This window comes from Winslowiella arboricola (assembly GCF_025527015.1).
Lineage (GTDB): Bacteria > Pseudomonadota > Gammaproteobacteria > Enterobacterales > Enterobacteriaceae > Erwinia > Erwinia arboricola.
In genome coordinates, this window is sequence record NZ_JAODIM010000033.1 from 64,749 (window position 1) to 79,246 (window position 14,498).

The following is a 14,498-nucleotide window of genomic DNA, read 5'->3' on the forward strand; positions in this document are numbered from 1 at the left end:
ACACAGGTGCAGCTTGAATTATGACGGGTATTATGATGGCAGGCATTGTAGCATTCCTCTCAGTTCATTACCGGAGGCTGCCATGTCCACGCGCCGTTTATTCTTCGGCATCGGTTTACCGCAGACGATACAGCAGGAAATCATTGCCTGGCGCGCTGCGGCATTTAACGCCGCGGCGGGTCGCCCGCTGGCCGCCGCCAATCTGCATCTGACGCTGGCCTTTCTCGGCGAAGTCAGCGACGAAAAGACCACCGCGATCTGCCGGCTGGCCGGACGTATTCGCCAGCCGCCGTTTACCCTGCATATCGACGATGCCGGTCACTGGCCGCGTCCCGGCGTGGTGTGGCTCGGCCTGCGTCAGGCGCCACGCGGTTTGGTGCAGCTGGCGGAGATGCTGCGTTCCCAGGCGGCACGCAGCGGCTGTTATCAAAGCCCGCATCCGTTTCATCCGCATATCAGCCTGCTGCGCAATGCCACCCGGCCAGTGGCGATGCCGCCGCGCGATTTTCACTGGCAGTTTGATGTCGCGCAGTTTTCCCTGCTGCAATCGACCTTTGAGCAGGGTCGCAGTAGTTACAAGGTCATTGAAAGCTGGCCTCTCATCGCCAGACAGGAATAAGCATGGAATATTTCCCGGCGCTGCAACCCGCACGCCTGATTAGCCGCTACAAACGTTTTCTCGCCGATGTGGTGACGCCACAGGGCGAAACCCTGACCATCCATTGTGCCAACACCGGCGCAATGACCGGCTGCGCCACACCAGGCGACACCGTGTGGTACTCCACCTCCGACAGTCTGACGCGGAAATACCCGCACAGCTGGGAGCTGACACAGACGCAGCAGGGTCACTGGATCTGTGTAAATACCCTGCGCGCCAACACGCTGGTGCGTGAAGCGATTGCCGCTGAGGTTATCCCGCAACTGACTGGCTACAAATCGTTACAAGCGGAAGTGAAATATGGCGCAGAACGCAGCCGAATTGATTTTCTGTTGCAAGCAGATCATCGCCGAAACTGCTATATTGAAGTGAAATCCGTGACGCTATTACAGCATGGCAAAGGGTATTTTCCGGATGCGGTTACCGAGCGTGGTCAGAAGCACCTGCGTGAACTGGCTAAAATCGCTGAAAATGGCGAGCGCGCGGTACTCTTTTTTGCCGTTCTGCACTCGGGGATTGAGGACGTATCTCCGGCGCGTCATATTGATGCGCAGTACGCAGAACTACTGGCACGGGCACAACAGAGCGGAGTAGAGATACTCTGTTATAAGGCGCAGTTATCTTCAACCGGTTTGACACTGAAAAAGTCGTTGCAAGTAGAGTTGTAATATTTCGCGCAATTTGCTCTGATAGGATAGATACTGGCGGTGCGCTAAATACGCTTTTACTCACAGGCTTGTCAAGTCATGTTCAAGAATAATTGCCAACCTTAATCGCTTCTGTTATTTATAGCGGCCTGTTTTTTCCCCCTTTGGGGATCGATAGTGCGTGTTATCCAGGAGAAACAACATGCAAGAAGGGCAAAACCGTAAAACATCGTCCCTGAGTATTCTCGCCATCGCTGGGGTGGAGCCATACCAAGAGAAGCCAGGCGAAGAGTATATGAACGAAGCCCAGCTGGAGCACTTCAAGAAAATTCTTGAAGCTTGGCGCAATCAACTCAGGGATGAAGTAGACCGTACGGTTACACACATGCAGGACGAAGCAGCTAACTTCCCGGATCCGGTCGATCGTGCCGCCCAGGAAGAAGAGTTCAGCCTTGAACTGCGTAACCGCGACCGTGAGCGTAAGCTGATCAAGAAGATCGAAAAGACGCTGAAAAAGGTTGAAGACGACGATTTCGGCTACTGCGATTCCTGTGGCGTTGAAATCGGTATCCGTCGCCTTGAAGCGCGTCCTACTGCCGATCTTTGTATTGATTGCAAAACGCTGGCGGAAATTCGCGAGAAGCAAATGGCCGGTTAACGGCGCGCGGATGTTGCAGTGAAGCAGGGACAAATTGGTGCTCCCGCTTCACTGCTCTCCGTATCTGCATATCATGTCACTATCCTATATCGGGCGCTTTGCCCCCTCTCCATCCGGTGAATTACACTTTGGATCGCTGATTGCTGCACTTGGCAGCTATCTGCAGGCGCGTGCGCGGCAGGGTCAGTGGTTAGTGCGCATCGAAGATATCGATCCGCCGCGCGAGGTGCCTGGCGCTGCAGAGCAAATTTTACGTCAGCTGGAACATTACGGCCTGCACTGGGACGGCGATGTGCTGTGGCAGTCGCAACGTCATGAAGCCTATCGTGAGGCGCTGGAGTGGTTACGCCAGCATCAGCAGAGCTATTATTGCCGCTGTAGTCGTAGTCGTATTCAGCAAATCGGTGGACACTATGATGGTCACTGCCGCACGCTGCAGCTTGGCGCGGAAAATGCAGCATTACGTTTACGCCAGCATGCGCCGGTCAGCCACTTTAGTGATGGTCTGCGCGGGGAAATCGTCGCCGATGCGGCGCTGGCTGCAGAGGATTTTATTATTCATCGCCGTGACGGGCTGTTCGCTTACAATCTGGCGGTAGTGGTCGATGACCATTTCCAGGGCGTGACGGAGATAGTCCGCGGCGCCGATCTGATTGAGCCAACGGTGCGACAGATTGCGCTGTATCAGCAGTTTGGCTGGCTGGTGCCGGCATATTTGCATTTGCCGCTGGTGCTGAACCATGATGGCGATAAATTATCGAAGCAAAATCATGCCCCTGCCCTGCCGCAAGGCGATGCCCGCCCACTGTTGGTGCGAGCTTTACAGTTTCTCGGGCAAGATGAGCCGATTGGCTGGCAGGATGATTCACTGGAAGCGCTGTTAAAACAGGCAATCCAGCAGTGGAATTTAACAAAAATCCCACGCAATGACGCAGCGGGAAGCGATGCCGTGACATCGGCATTCTCAAATGGTTCTCACTAAGCTATGATTAGCCGCTGTTTTTACCACCCAAGTTTCTTAGTCACTATCGAGGTGTCCCATTTTTACCCGAGTTGCTAATTTTTGCCGAAAAGTCCTGAATCGCGAAGATGAGGCGCCCACTGAGGTCGAGGAAATCCGTCATATGACGATAATCCCTCGAGATCGCCATACTATCTCGCGGAAAGACATTAGCGAAAATGCCCTCAAAGTGCTCTATCGCCTGAATAAAGCCGGATACGAAGCCTACCTGGTAGGCGGCGGCGTACGCGATTTGCTGTTGGGTAAAAAGCCGAAAGATTTCGATGTGACCACCAACGCCACGCCTGAGCAGATGCGTAAGCTGTTCCGCAACTGCCGACTGGTCGGTCGTCGCTTCCGTCTGGCACACGTGATGTTTGGTCCGGAAGTGATCGAAGTCGCCACTTTCCGTGGGCATCATCTGGCCGAAGTCGAGCAGGAAGATCGCAACAGCTCGCAGCGCGGCCAGAACGGCATGCTGCTGCGCGACAATATTTTTGGTTCGATTGAAGATGACGCCCAGCGCCGCGATCTGACCATCAACAGTCTTTACTACAGCGTCGCTGATTTCACCGTGCGTGATTACGTCGGCGGCCTGAGCGATCTGCAACAGGGCATTATTCGCATGATTGGCGACCCGGAAACGCGTTATCGCGAAGATCCGGTGCGTATGCTGCGCGTAGTGCGCTTCGCCGCCAAACTTGATATGAGCATTGCGCCAGAGACCGGTGAGCCGATCCCACGCCTTGCCACGCTGCTGCAGGATATTCCGCCCGCGCGTCTGTTTGAAGAGACGCTGAAGCTGCTGCAGGCCGGTTACGGTTACAGCACCTATCTGCAACTGCGTGAATATCAGCTGTTCCAGCCACTGTTCCCGATTATCACCCGCTACTTTACCGAACAGAGTGACAGTCCGATGGAGCGGATGGTGATTCAGGTGCTGAAAAACACCGATAACCGTATCCACAACCAGATGCGCGTTAACCCGGCATTCCTGTTTGCCGCCATGTTCTGGTATCCACAGCTGGAAGCGGCGCAGAAAATTGCGCAGGAGAGCGGACTGGCCTACTACGACGCCTTTGCACTGGCGATGAACGACGTACTGGATGAAGCCTGCCGTGCGCTGGCGATCCCGAAACGCATTACCACGCTGGTACGTGATATCTGGCAGTTGCAGCTGCGTCTGTCACGTCGCCATGGTAAACGCGCATGGAAGCTGATGGAGCATCCAAAATTCCGTGCTGCCTATGACCTGCTGGCATTACGTGCTGAAGTGGAAAACAATCAGGAATTGCAGCGTCTCACCACCTGGTGGAGCGAGTTTCAGGTTGCGGCGCCGCCACAGCAGAAAACCATGCTCAACACCCTGGGCGACGATCCGGTTCCTCGCCGTCGTACCCGTCGTCCGCGCAAACGCACGCCAGGCGCGGCGGCACCACGTCGTGACGGCAACAGCAACGCATGACACGGGTCTGGATCGCCTTAGGCAGCAATCTGGCCGATCCACTGCATCAGGTGCAAAATGCACTTGATGCACTGGCTGCGATCCCTGAAAGTCAGTTAATTTCGACTTCGACGCTCTACCGTACGCCGCCGTATGGCCCGGCGGATCAGCCTGACTATCTTAATGCGGTGATTGCCCTTGAGACCGGGCTGACGCCGGAAGCGCTGCTCGATCACACTCAGCGTATTGAGCTGGAGCAGGGACGGGTTCGCAAAGCCGAGCGCTGGGGACCGCGCACGCTGGATCTCGATATCCTGCTGTTTGGCGATTTGACGCTTAATAGCGAGCGCTTAATCGTGCCGCACTACGATATGAAAAACCGCGCTTTTATGCTGCTGCCGCTGCTGGAGATTGCGCCAGAACTTAGCTTCCCGGATGGAGATTCTGTCGCCGAATGTCTGGCAAAGCTTGATAGCAGTGAGATTCAGATCTGGTGATCTAAATTTGGTTAGACGCCTGTTTAATAAACAGCATATTCTGCTTATTAAATATGCGATTGCTGGAGTTTGTCTTCTGTCGTATAATTATTTTGCCAAAAGAAGAATTTCACCATGCTGTATGTCTGCTGCCCTCGCGAAGCAGTTGGCTGCAGCGCAAAACCCCGCCTTGTGCGGGGTTTTGCTTTTCTGTTTTCTAATCCGGGTAACGCCTTTTCGCTATAAGTGATTTTGTCCGTGCAGTACAAAAATCCTTCTCCTCAAGTGCTCCCCTCTCTGATAAACGTTCCTCTGCCTGGCGCGATACATTACACTTCGCCCATCAGAAATTTCGTCCTGAGAGGCCGTAATGAAACCGACCACTATTTCTCATCTGCGCCAGTGGAAACAGTCAGGGCGTAAATTTGCCTCGATTACCGCCTACGAATACAGCTTTGCCAAACTGTTTGCCGAAGAAGGCATTCAGGTATTGCTGGTAGGTGATTCACTGGGGATGACCGTACAGGGCCATGATTCAACGCTGCCGGTAACGGTGTCTGATATTGTCTATCACACCCACGCCGTACGCCGCGGCGCTCCTGCGGCTCTGCTGCTCGCCGATCTGCCGTTTATGAGTTACGCCACCCCGCAGCAAACCTTCGATAACGCCGCGCAGCTGATGCGCGCTGGCGCGAATATGGTCAAACTGGAGGGCGGCAGGTGGCTGGCGGAGACGGTACAGCAGCTGACCGAACGCGCAGTGCCGGTGTGTGGCCATCTCGGCTTAACCCCGCAGTCGGTCAATGTGTTTGGCGGTTATAAAATCCAGGGACGTGAAGCAGCCGATGCCGATCGCCTGCTGGAAGATGCGCTGGCGTTAGAAGCCGCCGGTGCGCAGCTGCTGGTGCTGGAGTGTGTGCCAGTGCCGCTGGCGCAACGCGTCACCGCAGCGCTGAATATCCCGGTGATTGGTATCGGTGCCGGTAATGTGACCGATGGTCAGATTCTGGTGATGCATGACGCCTTTGGCATTACCGGTGGACATATCCCGAAATTCGCGAAAAACTTCCTTGCTGACAGCGGCGATATCCGCGCGGCGGTGCGCCAGTATATTACTGAAGTCGAAGCCGGAAGTTATCCCGCTGAAGAACACAGTTTCCAATAATCCAGGAGAGAGTCTGTGCTGATAATTGAAACCTTGCCGATGCTGCGCCGTGAGATCCGTCGCTGGCGTCAGGATGGCAAGCGCATCGCGCTGGTGCCGACCATGGGCAATCTGCACGATGGTCATATGACGCTGGTTGATGAAGCGCGTGAGCGCGCCGATATTGTGGTGGCGACTATTTTTGTCAACCCGATGCAGTTTGAGCGCGCGGACGATCTGGCGCGCTATCCGCGTACCCTGCAGGAAGATTGCGAGAAACTTAATCGTCGTGGTGTTGATCTGGTGTTTTCGCCATCGCCAGGCGATATCTATCCGCAGGGACTGGATACCCAGACCTTCGTGGAGGTGCCAGGGCTGTCATCACTGCTGGAAGGCGCCAGCCGTCCGGGTCATTTCCGTGGCGTATCGACGGTAGTCAGCAAGCTGTTTAACCTTGTCCAGCCGGACCTCGCCTGCTTTGGCGAAAAGGATTATCAGCAGCTGGCGTTGATCCGCAAGATGGTGGCGGATATGGGCTACGATATCGATATTATCGGCGTGCCGACGGTACGCGCCAAAGACGGACTGGCGCTGAGCTCACGTAACGGCTATCTGACGGCCGATCAGCGTAAACAGGCTCCGGCCCTGAGCAAAGTGATGAACGGCATGGCGCAGAAGCTCTCTGATGGTGAACGCCATGTGGAGCAGATTATCGCTGATGCCGAAGCGGAACTGACGGAAAAAGGCTTCCGCCCGGATGGCTTAGCGATTTGCGATGCCGTCACCCTGCTGCCGCTTAATACCGAGAGTCAGCGCGCGGTGATTTTAATGGCGGCCTGGCTGGGCAATGCGCGGCTGATTGATAACCAACAGGTTGATCTGACGCAGTAGACAAGGCCCGGCTATCGACAGATACTGTTGGTCGTTTTTAATTAGACGCTGAACAAGGTAATAAAGTTATGGTACGCACCATGTTGCAAGGCAAGCTGCACCGGGTAAAAGTAACCCAGGCCGATCTGCACTATGAAGGCTCCTGCGCAATCGATCAGGATTTCCTTGATGCCTCCGGCATCCTGCAGTATGAAGCGATTGATATTTACAACGTCAATAATGGTCAGCGTTTTTCGACCTACGCGATTGCAGCTGAGCGCGGTTCAAAAATCATCTCGGTAAATGGCGCCGCTGCGCGCTGCGCCTGTGAAGGTGACCTGCTAATTATCTGCTCTTATGTGCAGATGTCAGATGAGCAGGCCCGCGAGTGGCAGCCGAAGGTGGCCTATTTTGAGGGTGACAACCAGATGAAGCGCGTGGCAAAAGCGGTACCGGTTCAGGTCGCCTGACCAGCCGTGGGGCAGCGTTATCGCTGCCCCATTGCGTTTTTACGTCCGCAATCCACGTCCACGCTGAATCAGCCACCATACCAGCGCATAAAACACCACGATAAAGGCGATCAGCACCGCGAGGGTAAATACCAGCGGCACATCGCTGATGCCAAGGAAACCATAGCGGAAGCCGCTGATCATATACACAATCGGGTTTAGCTTCGACACCGCCTGCCAGAACGGTGGCAACAGCGTCAGCGAATAGAATACGCCGCCAAGGTATGTCAGTGGCGTCAGCACAAAGGTCGGGATCAGGCTGATATCGTCAAAAGTACGGGCAAACACCGCATTTAACAGCCCCGCCAGCGAAAACAGAATCGCCGTCAGCAACAGCGTAATCGCCACCATTGCCCAGGAGTGGACATGGAACGGCACAAAAAATAGCGAAATCGCCGTTACCAGGATACCCACGCAAATTCCGCGCGCCACCCCGCCGCCAACATAGCCGGCAATAATAATATGGGTTGGTACCGGTGCCACCAGCAGCTCTTCAATATTACGCTGGAACTTAGAGCTAAAGAACGACGAGGAGACGTTGGCGTAAGCGTTGGTGATCACCGCCATCATAATCAGGCCCGGCACGATAAACTGCATATAGGTGAAACCATGCATATCACCAATCCGCGAGCCGATCAGATTACCGAAAATGATAAAATAGAGCGTCATGGTAATCACCGGCGGCAGCAGGGTTTGCACCCAGATACGCGCAAAACGGTTAATCTCTTTTTCCCAGATACTCTTTAGCGCTACCCAGTACAAATGTGTCATGCCTTCTCCCCTTTCTTCTGCGTCAGCCCGACAAACAGCTCTTCCAGCCGGTTTGCTTTGTTACGCATACTCAGCACCTGAACACCCTGCGCGCTAAGCTGACTGAACACACTATTAAGCCCCTGTTCACGCATCACTTCCACTTCCAGCGTCGAGGTATCCACCAGCCGGTACTGGAAACCTTCCAGCCGTGGCAAGGCGCTTTTTGCTGCCAGATCGAGGATAAAGGTTTCGGATTTAAGCTTGGAAAGCAGCCCTTTCATCGAGGTGTTTTCCACCAGCTCACCGCTCTGAATAATGCCAATATTGCGGCACAGCATCTCTGCTTCTTCCAGATAATGCGTGGTGAGAATGATGGTGGTTCCCTGTGCATTAAGCTCTTTCAGGAACGCCCACATCGAACGGCGTAACTCAATATCCACGCCCGCCGTTGGTTCATCGAGGATCAACAGCTTTGGCTCATGCATCAGCGCACGGGCAATCATCAGACGACGTTTCATACCACCAGAGAGCATGCGCGCGCGTTCGTTACGCTTCTCCCACAGATCAAGCTGCTTCAGGTATTTTTCCGCACGTACGATGGCATCGCGCTTTTCAACGCCGTAATACCCCGCCTGATTGACCACAATCTGCATCACGGTCTCAAACGGGTTGAAATTAAACTCCTGCGGCACCAGCCCAAGCTGGCGCTTGGCGTTGACCACATCGTGCTGCAGGTCGTAACCAAATACCCGCACCTTACCGGCGGTTTTATTTACCAGCGAACTGATAATGCCGATGGTGGTAGATTTTCCCGCGCCGTTCGGACCGAGCAGTGCATAGAAATCACCGGCCTCAACATTAAGATCGATCCCTTTTAGCGCCTGAACGCCGCCCGGATAGGTCTTGGCCAGTTTTTCAAGTTCCAGTGCATAAGTCATAGGTAAAAGCCTACCCTGTATTGTTTGGTTTTCTTGTTTGCCGTATTAAAAATTGTGGCGTTGGCCTATAGTACTGCAACGCACTTTGACTTGTTACAGGTCGTTAATTTTAATGAAAGACATAGATACCCTTATCAGCAACAATCGCGAATGGTCAAAATTGCTGGTCGAAGAGGACCCAGGTTTCTTTGAGCGTCTTGCTGATGCGCAAAAACCCCGTTTTCTGTGGATTGGTTGCTCTGATAGCCGCGTACCTGCGGAACGTTTAACCGGTCTTGAACCCGGTGAACTGTTCGTTCACCGCAACGTCGCCAACCTGGTGGTTCACACCGACCTGAACTGCCTTTCCGTGGTGCAATACGCGGTAGAAGTGCTGGAAGTCGAACACATCATTATTTGCGGTCACTATGGCTGCGGCGGTGTGCAGGCGGCGGTTGAAAATCCGGAACTGGGGTTAATCAACAACTGGCTGCTGCATATCCGCGACCTGTGGTACAAACATAGCTCATTACTGGGTGAACTGCCGCCAGAAAAACGTTTTGATAAATTGTGTGAAATCAACGTGATTGAGCAAGTCTACAACCTTGGTCACTCAACGATAATGCAATCAGCATGGAAGCGCGGCCAGAAAGTGACGATTCATGGCTGGGTATATGGCATTCACGACGGCTGTCTGCGCGACCTTCAGGTCACCGCCACCAACCGTGAAATCCTCGAGCAACGTTACCGCCATGGCATTTCCAACCTGCTGAATACCCCGGATAGTCATCGCTGATAGTCGGGCGGCGATAACGGCTCCCCTGCATAACCTGCAGGGGGGCGTTCTCGCCGCCCGCCGCAAATAGCGCCGCAAGAATACAACAGGCCGGTCACTCCGGCCTTGGTCGATTGTGCTGTAAAGCGCGGGATTACTCTTCGAGGATCACAACTTTGCCGACATACGGCAGATGGCGATAGCGCTGGGCATAATCGATGCCGTAACCGACCACAAACTCATCAGGAATGGTGAAGCCGACATATTCCACATCTACCGCCACTTCACGACGCTCAGGTTTATCCAGCAGCGTACAGATCGCCAGTGACTTCGGGCCACGCAGGCTCAGAATTTCGCGCACTTTGCTCAGCGTATTACCGGAATCGATAATATCTTCGACAATCAGCACGTCTTTACCACGAATATCTTCGTCGAGGTCTTTGAGGATTTTAACGTCACGGGTAGTGGACATACCGCTGCCGTAGCTGGAGGCGGTCATAAAATCGACTTCGTGCGAGACATCAATGGTGCGGCACAGATCGGCCATAAACATAAACGAACCACGTAACAGACCCACCAGCACCATATCGCTGCCGCTGTCACGGTAGTGTTCAGAGATCTGCTTGCCCAGTTCAGCAATGCGGGTTTTGATCTCAGCTTCGGAGATCATCACTTCTACGGAATGTTTCATAAATTTCATATCTCACTGATTTTAATCAGTTAAAACTATATGCTAGCGCATGATAAGACTAAGTATTGATACACCGATTGATACACAGAGTATCGCACAACTGAGAGCAACCGCGATAGCATGAGGACAAAGTAAGCGAGGGATTATATCAGGGATGACTGCTTAGAGACGAAAAACGCCGAACAATTTCGGCGCTACTGGCCCCATTAATCCTCAGCTTTTGCTCGGGTTAATGGTCGTCTAGTGCAGCCCAATTTGGTTCAAAATCTTTTGAAGGACGGCTTTTCCTCGCCCACTCATCAACAGCTGCTAAGTCTATCCACCGTTCCCTTACACCATAAATTCTCAACACATGGCGCCCTTCCTGCCAAATGCCAGTACGGACCCTTTTGTTTATAACCTCAATGCTCTCCCCAGTAGCGCGGCAATACATTGAAATGGGAACACATTCCAAGTTGATCATGATTTACCTCAAAATATGTTAGCGATTGATATGTAACTCTTTTAATATCCCTCTTCATTCAAAAAGGAAATTACTATGGACGCAACATACCTTACGACATTAATTATTCAGTTAAATAAAGCCATCGACTCGGGCAAACATCAAGACATTACGATTGATCAAGTCCATATATCCATTGAGAAAAAATCACTTTTGCGCTTCATAAAAGAGGCTTGCGGTAAAGACATCGATTTAAGTGTTCAGTTAAGCAGCTCCAGTGACTTTGAAGCAAAATATGAAGAACGAATTAACCAAATTTTTGCCGCTTATGCTGGGGATGAATCACGGAGATGGGGGGTGAAAAATTCAGGGCTGTGCCTTGCTCTCGCATGGACGAATGAAATCGTTCAGCAACATTTCGTTTTTCCAAACGATCCTCAGTATCAGTTGAAATAATAAATACTTGGGCAGCTCTCACTGCCCGATTAAACTGTTTGCTGTCATCTTGGCGAGTTAGGCTTTGTCCACTTAAATTCCCCGAAGTCCCGCTCCTTTGTCGCTTCAACGCGGCTTAGGTGTGTTCTAATCATCAGCCTCTCCTGCCCGTTTAGCTTATGCCCCTTCTTCTGCATTACGGTTATAACCACACTCTCTATCAGCTCCCGTTTCAACATAAATCACCTCACTGTTGATCGCTGGTAAAGCTTCCCGCACTAATAATTGCACCGCCAATTTCACGCTGACCATAAAGAACGGGCACAGGGTAGCCCATAGCTACTGTATTTACGGGTGCGCCAAAAGCATAGTTAGGCTTGTTATCGGTACTGGATGATGAGCCAATATTATATTTAGGCTGCGGCGTCAGCATCTGCACAACGCCCCCCAGCATCATGCTGAGACCAATACTTGTGAGAGCGGTTGTGGCTAACCCGGCCGCCGTGGTGGTCCCAATTGCGGCCCCCCAGGCGGCCAAACTCATCCCAGCAGTAAAGAATGCAGCAACCAGAGCGATGGCGCCCACTACTATTTGAAGAGTACCTCCCCGCTTTGAGCCCTCTATTATCGGCATCATCATAAATTCATCAGCCGATGATGACATATCAAATTCCTGCAATCCGATATTGTTCTTCCCTCTAAAGAATGCGAAACGAATACCATTCAAATGCGCATTTGAAACGTATTTCTTAAAGCCAGGAACCTGAGAACACATGGCACGCAGCATTTCATTCAGATCAGCAACATGAAACTGGTGAATTTTTCCAAACTTACGCGCCATAGCGCCCTTAAGAGTCATTGTCTTAATCATGGTGATCTTCCTCTCAAATGCCTGTAAAGGCGTTAAGACGCGCTTTGTGCGCATCCGACATATCGAAACTGAACTCCTCGTGTTCGGCCTGCCAGGTGCCGAAAGCCATTAGCCCAGCGATCGCCGGGTCAATTTTGTTTGAGGATTTTTTCTTATTGGGTTTGATGTTGGCGTTAGCGTCACTTTCCATCACGACATTACCAATCGCCCAGGCCAGAACCGGATCGCCGTTGTGCCGGATAACTTTACGGTTAACGAACACCTCCAGCGACTTCGCAACCGGGCTGAACTTCAGGTAGGTCTGCGGGAACGGCTCCACGTCGAGGCCAGCGCCCTGAAGCTGGGTGCGTAAGTGCGTTGCGTTCCAGGTGTCGAAACCCACCAGCTTTATGCCGAACACCTCAGCATCGCGGAGAATGTCGTCACGGATGCGGTCATAGTCGATACAGTCGCCCGGCGTGGTGCGTATCCATCCCGCTTTAGCCCACTGCCGGTATATGGCCCGATTTTTATTGGCTACGTTGTTCAGTTGCGCTTCTGGCAGATAGTGGCGGGTCAGCAGCCGGATTTCACGGTCAGACGGGAAGGCGTAGCAAACGCTGGTAATATCCCCGGTAGAGGACAGGTCCAGCCCGGCATAACACTCCATCCCGGCAAGATCGGACTCACTGTAATCATCCTTGCAGGCTTCCCATGCGCCTGAACCCATCCACGGCGTGGCACCCTGACACCAGATGTTAAAACGTTTGGTCAGCATCTCGACCCACTGCGAGGGAATGCCACGGGCTTTCTGAATAGTGTCAGCCAGTGCCGCACCGTCAACGGACACGTCCAGATTGGGGTTGGCCTTCACCCACAGCGCCGGATCGTCAATCTCGCTTTCATCGTCCAGCTCGTAAATCAGCGCAAACAATGAATCGTTGGTTTCCTCTCCGGCCAGTATCTGACAGCAGTAGTCATAGTGCTGCTTGCAGGCTGATACCACGTTGCTGCCAGCAGTTGTAATGGCAAACAGAATGCCTTCAGGCCGTGCTCCCATCCCCAGCTCCAGCGCAGAGTAAACGCCGTTATCAGGGTGCAGGTGGTACTCGTCCACGATGGCCAGTGAGGGGTTGGTCCCTTCGATTGTGGCGGCTTTGGCAGCCAACGGTTTAAGCAGGCTGTTGGTCTTTGCATAAATCATCTTGTGCTGCTGGATAGCCAGGCGCTTTCTCAGCGGTTTTGACAGCAAACACATCTGGCGGGCATCGTCGAACACGATACGGGCCTGATCGCGGCTCACGGCGGCGGTGTAAATGTCCTGCTGGCCGTACTCCATCACCAGAAACCAGTTAGCCAGCATTGCAGCCACGGTGGATTTGGCATTCTTGCGCGGCACCTGAATGTAGGCACTTTTGTATTTCCGGCGTCCGGTCGCCTTAACCCTGAACCCCAGCAGGCAGGCAAAGGCGAACTGCTGCCACGGCTCCAGCACAATTGGCTGGCCGCGAAGCGGGCCTTTGACGTGGGGACAGAGGCGGGAGAATGAAATAAAGCGCTCAACTGTACCCGTATCAAACATGAACCGGCCGTCATTCAGGTCTGAAAAGTACCTTTCCACGGTCTGTTTTACACGTTTACAGGCGGGTATTTCGCCTGATTTTATCGCGCTGGCGTACTCATCCCATGCGGTCAATGGCGTCTTCCTCTTCCGTTTCCACCGGGTTACGGCGGCGTGATACCGGATCGAAGCCCAGCAGCGAGGACATTTTGATCATGATTTTTTCAGCGTCAGATTTTGCACTCAGCGCGGGATTACGGCTTTCCCCGCCCTGGCTGTTAACGATGCTGAAGCCACGCCGCGCAAGGTCTTCTACCGCCCGACGATACATTGAGTAGTTGACACAATAGAGTTCAAGATTATTCCAGTCGGCAGCCGTCAGATCGCCCCGTTCGGCAAGCTGCTTCGCTTTCGCTTTCCACTGCTGTGCGGCCATCTCGTCAAGATAAGCTGGCGGCTTCGGGGGTCTGGCCATAAAAAATTTATTTCCCTGTCCGTTTTATTTTCAAAAAAATCACCGTGCGTAAAAATTTGAGGGGGCGGGTGGTGCCACCGGGTCAGGGGCTTGTCATTGAAACTCCCCCCACCCGGTAAGTGAGAACTGTTATCGATTGCGAAAGGCATCCCGAATATCACGTTCTCTCTCACTCATTCGCTTCGCTGGCTTT

The 14,498-nt window shown here is 53.0% G+C and carries 18 protein-coding genes; 11 read left to right on the plus strand and 7 right to left on the minus strand.

Features of this window, described 5'->3' with window-relative positions; genetic code table 11:
* The first annotated feature begins 82 nt into the window (after positions 1-82).
* From thpR to panD, 9 genes are all read left to right on the plus strand, one after another.
* Positions 83-619, plus strand: coding sequence for an RNA 2',3'-cyclic phosphodiesterase (thpR, locus tag N5923_RS02225; protein WP_267140994.1), 537 nt, complete (start codon positions 83-85; stop codon positions 617-619).
* 2 nt (positions 620-621) lie between these two features.
* Positions 622-1,326: a DNA/RNA nuclease SfsA gene (gene sfsA / locus N5923_RS02230; RefSeq protein ID WP_267140993.1), complete on the plus strand. Its 705-nt coding sequence runs from the start codon at positions 622-624 to the stop codon at positions 1,324-1,326.
* 181 nt (positions 1,327-1,507) lie between these two features.
* Positions 1,508-1,963, plus strand: a complete 456-nt coding sequence (gene dksA, locus N5923_RS02235; RefSeq protein WP_017800386.1) for an RNA polymerase-binding protein DksA — start codon at positions 1,508-1,510, stop codon at positions 1,961-1,963.
* A gap of 73 nt (positions 1,964-2,036) precedes the next feature.
* Positions 2,037-2,945 carry a tRNA glutamyl-Q(34) synthetase GluQRS gene (gene gluQRS, locus N5923_RS02240; protein WP_267140992.1) on the plus strand — a complete coding sequence of 303 codons (909 nt, stop codon included), beginning with the start codon at positions 2,037-2,039 and terminating at the stop codon, positions 2,943-2,945.
* A 58-nt stretch (positions 2,946-3,003) separates the two neighbouring features.
* On the plus strand, positions 3,004-4,428 hold the full coding sequence (gene pcnB, locus N5923_RS02245) for a polynucleotide adenylyltransferase PcnB (RefSeq protein WP_267141019.1): 1,425 nt from the start codon (positions 3,004-3,006) through the stop codon (positions 4,426-4,428).
* Complete coding sequence (gene folK / locus N5923_RS02250; protein WP_267140991.1) at positions 4,425-4,904, plus strand: 2-amino-4-hydroxy-6-hydroxymethyldihydropteridine diphosphokinase; 480 nt, start codon at positions 4,425-4,427, stop codon at positions 4,902-4,904. The genes pcnB and folK overlap by 4 nt, the downstream gene beginning before the upstream one ends.
* A 349-nt stretch (positions 4,905-5,253) precedes the next feature.
* Positions 5,254-6,048 (plus strand): 3-methyl-2-oxobutanoate hydroxymethyltransferase, encoded by a 795-nt coding sequence (gene panB / locus N5923_RS02255; protein WP_267140990.1) that lies wholly within the window; start codon positions 5,254-5,256, stop codon positions 6,046-6,048.
* 15 nt (positions 6,049-6,063) lie between these two features.
* Positions 6,064-6,918, plus strand: a complete 855-nt coding sequence (panC, locus tag N5923_RS02260; protein ID WP_267140989.1) for a pantoate--beta-alanine ligase — start codon at positions 6,064-6,066, stop codon at positions 6,916-6,918.
* Positions 6,919-6,986: 68 nt separating this feature from the next.
* A complete protein-coding gene (gene panD / locus N5923_RS02265) occupies positions 6,987-7,367 on the plus strand; it encodes an aspartate 1-decarboxylase (RefSeq protein WP_267140988.1) in 381 nt (126 codons plus the stop codon).
* Positions 7,368-7,406: 39 nt separating this feature from the next.
* Here the strand turns inward: panD and N5923_RS02270 are convergent, their stop codons facing one another.
* Together N5923_RS02270 and N5923_RS02275 are read right to left on the minus strand one after the other, a co-directional pair.
* A complete protein-coding gene (locus tag N5923_RS02270) occupies positions 7,407-8,177 on the minus strand; it encodes an ABC transporter permease (RefSeq protein WP_017800394.1) in 771 nt (256 codons plus the stop codon).
* Positions 8,174-9,097: an ABC transporter ATP-binding protein gene (locus tag N5923_RS02275; protein WP_267140987.1), complete on the minus strand. Its 924-nt coding sequence runs from the start codon at positions 9,095-9,097 to the stop codon at positions 8,174-8,176. The genes N5923_RS02270 and N5923_RS02275 overlap by 4 nt, the downstream gene beginning before the upstream one ends.
* 112 nt (positions 9,098-9,209) lie before the next feature.
* Between N5923_RS02275 and can the strand changes: the two genes are divergently transcribed.
* Positions 9,210-9,872 (plus strand): carbonate dehydratase, encoded by a 663-nt coding sequence (gene can, locus N5923_RS02280; RefSeq protein ID WP_267140986.1) that lies wholly within the window; start codon positions 9,210-9,212, stop codon positions 9,870-9,872.
* Positions 9,873-10,005: 133 nt separating this feature from the next.
* Here the strand turns inward: can and hpt are convergent, their stop codons facing one another.
* Positions 10,006-10,542, minus strand: coding sequence for a hypoxanthine phosphoribosyltransferase (gene hpt / locus N5923_RS02285; RefSeq protein ID WP_267145188.1), 537 nt, complete (start codon positions 10,540-10,542; stop codon positions 10,006-10,008).
* A gap of 229 nt (positions 10,543-10,771) precedes the next feature.
* Positions 10,772-11,005, minus strand: coding sequence for an excisionase (locus tag N5923_RS02290; RefSeq protein ID WP_267145189.1), 234 nt, complete (start codon positions 11,003-11,005; stop codon positions 10,772-10,774).
* 75 nt (positions 11,006-11,080) lie between these two features.
* Here N5923_RS02290 and N5923_RS02295 point away from each other — a divergent pair, with 75 nt between their 5' ends.
* Positions 11,081-11,440 (plus strand): hypothetical protein, encoded by a 360-nt coding sequence (locus tag N5923_RS02295; RefSeq protein ID WP_267145190.1) that lies wholly within the window; start codon positions 11,081-11,083, stop codon positions 11,438-11,440.
* A gap of 226 nt (positions 11,441-11,666) precedes the next feature.
* On the opposite strand, the gene N5923_RS02300 is transcribed toward N5923_RS02295, so the two are convergent.
* Genes N5923_RS02300 through N5923_RS02310 form a run of 3 tightly spaced genes read right to left on the minus strand, consistent with a single transcriptional unit; the run spans position 11,667 to position 14,305 of the window.
* Positions 11,667-12,290 carry a tail assembly protein gene (locus N5923_RS02300; protein ID WP_267145191.1) on the minus strand — a complete coding sequence of 208 codons (624 nt, stop codon included), beginning with the start codon at positions 12,288-12,290 and terminating at the stop codon, positions 11,667-11,669.
* A 13-nt stretch (positions 12,291-12,303) separates the two neighbouring features.
* Entirely contained in the window at positions 12,304-13,965 is a 1,662-nt protein-coding gene (locus tag N5923_RS02305; protein ID WP_267145192.1) for a terminase large subunit, read from the minus strand.
* Positions 13,949-14,305 carry a phage terminase small subunit P27 family gene (locus N5923_RS02310; RefSeq protein WP_267145193.1) on the minus strand — a complete coding sequence of 119 codons (357 nt, stop codon included), beginning with the start codon at positions 14,303-14,305 and terminating at the stop codon, positions 13,949-13,951. The genes N5923_RS02305 and N5923_RS02310 overlap by 17 nt, the downstream gene beginning before the upstream one ends.
* Between the last annotated feature and the right edge of the window lie 193 nt (positions 14,306-14,498).